Origin of the sequence: Peptoniphilus sp. KCTC 25270 (genome assembly GCF_021012875.1) — a bacterium.
Taxonomy (GTDB): domain Bacteria; phylum Bacillota; class Clostridia; order Tissierellales; family Peptoniphilaceae; genus JAJMZJ01.
Genome location: NZ_JAJMZJ010000010.1, coordinates 1 through 2,006, shown reverse-complemented (window position 1 = coordinate 2,006; position 2,006 = coordinate 1). Strand labels below are relative to the sequence as shown.

Below are 2,006 nucleotides of genomic sequence, written 5' to 3'. Positions count from 1 at the left end.
CACCTCGTTTTTTTGTTGTTTTTTAATATGTTTATTTTAAGAATTCAAATAATTATTTAGCACAAGCAGAATGGGCAAAATTATGGCAAAAAGCCTTGAAAGTTGATTATGAGCCTGTGGTGCATGTGCAGGCTGTTAAAGCTAACAAACGTAAAGGAACTGACTCTTTGCAAGCTAGTGCCGAAGAAACGGCGAAATACGAGGTAAAATCAGCTGATTATATGACGGCTGATGATGAGCGTAATTTGGTGGTGATTAAAAATTTGGAGTATGCCTTAGCTGGAACACGACAAATCAGCTATGGTGGATTATTAAAGCAAATTAAGCAAGATTTGAAACTTGAAGATGTTGAGAATGGTGATTTAGTTCATGTTGGCGATGAAGATTACACCAAAGAGCAAATGGAAGCTGCGGAAGAAGTTGTCGCAAAATGGGATTTTAATAAACAAAATTATTTTATTTGGTAAAGAGAATGTCAGGATATGATCAACGGTAAATCCGTTGGCATATCCCTTTTTTGTTGTCAGCTTGCTGACTTCTGATACAGGTTTTATCATGTAGTGCGCATTATCATGTAGTGCGCACATTATCATGTAGTGCGCATTATCATGTAGTGCGCATTATCATGTAGTGCGCACTTACACACAACATGAAGTTGTGTTGTGCTAAACCCATCAAAACCTGCATCAGATTTCGCGTTGCTCAAACGTAACTGACTTGCGTCAGTTTGGAACATTCAAAAATAAATAAGTTCAGTCGCTAGCTCCTTCGAACTTTTTTATTTTTGAACGTTAATTTTAAAGGCTCTTATTTGCGTTCTAAGCGATTTTAGCTAACAGTTAGCTATCTAACTGTCTGTCAACGGTAAATCGACTTAGAGGGGCTTATTGAGCCTTACAGGCGATATTAGCCCCTCTTGGAGGCTTTAAGGAGTTGATAGACTAGACAATACCAAAAGCCTGACGTCTTGGAAAACAAGCCCTTGTTTTCCCGAGCCCAGCGGCGGCAAGCGTTACGGTCCAGCTGGTTCAGCTGGTCAGTGTGGCTGAAAGCCACGGTTTAAAAAAAGCAGTTCAGCGGTTTTTGCTGATCTGCTTTTTGGGGTTTAAAAACGCCAATTTTTGGCGTTTTCTTCTTATCTTGATACTATTAGCAACAACTAGTTTTTTAAAATCAAGCTTGATTAGGCTTAATTGGGCTTGTATCCATTGATTTTATAGGCTTTTGGTGTATTATTAGGGTTATAAATTGGTTGAAAGAAAGACAAAATAAAAACCCACGTGCAAATTCCTAGTTTGGCCGCTCGGAACACGTGAGTTGATTATCATTTGCGATTTATAGCCTATTCTAGGGAAAAGCCCTATGATGTCAAGGTTATAAGCTTATTGAAAAAGATAGTCAGCTCCTTCACGTGGATAAACTGGAGGAGCTTTTTATGTCAGAAATTTTTGAAGATAAAACTGAAAATGGCAAAGTTAGACCTTGGCGAGAACGGAAGATTGAAAATGTGCGCTATGCCGAATATTTGGCAATCTTAGAATTTAAACGGGCACATGATGTACGGGGTTGTGGTGAAGTTTTGCGTTTTCGTAAGATTGGCGAGCACTTAAAACTTTATCAAACGTGGTTTTGTCATAAACGATTGTGTCCATTGTGTAATTGGAGAAGGAGCATGAAAAACTCGAGCCAGTTAAAACAAATTATTGCGGAAGCAGTTGCAAGAGAGCCTAAAGGACGGTTTTTGTTTTTAACTTTAACCGTTAAAAACGCTCATTCAGCAGAGGAGTTAAAAGTGTCTTTAAGAGCTTTGACTAAAGCCTTTAATAAGCTAACTCGCTATAAAAAAGTGACTAAAAATTTATTGGGTTATTTACGTTCAACGGAAATTACCGTTAATGAACAAGACGGGTCATATAATCAACACTTGCATGTGTTGCTGTTTGTAAAATCAAGTTATTTTAAGAATTCAAATAATTATTTAGCACAAGCAGAATGGGCAAAATTAT

1 protein-coding gene and 1 pseudogene are annotated in these 2,006 nt (G+C 37.6%); both read left to right on the top strand.

The annotated features are described in order from the left end of the window. Positions 1-44 precede the first annotated feature (44 nt). Positions 45-467, top strand: a pseudogene (locus LQU94_RS08015) (protein rep); the annotation flags it as partial. Positions 468-1,435: 968 nt separating this feature from the next. After that, a partial coding sequence (locus LQU94_RS08010; protein ID WP_230697154.1) for a protein rep occupies positions 1,436-2,006 on the top strand: 571 nt, incomplete at its 3' end.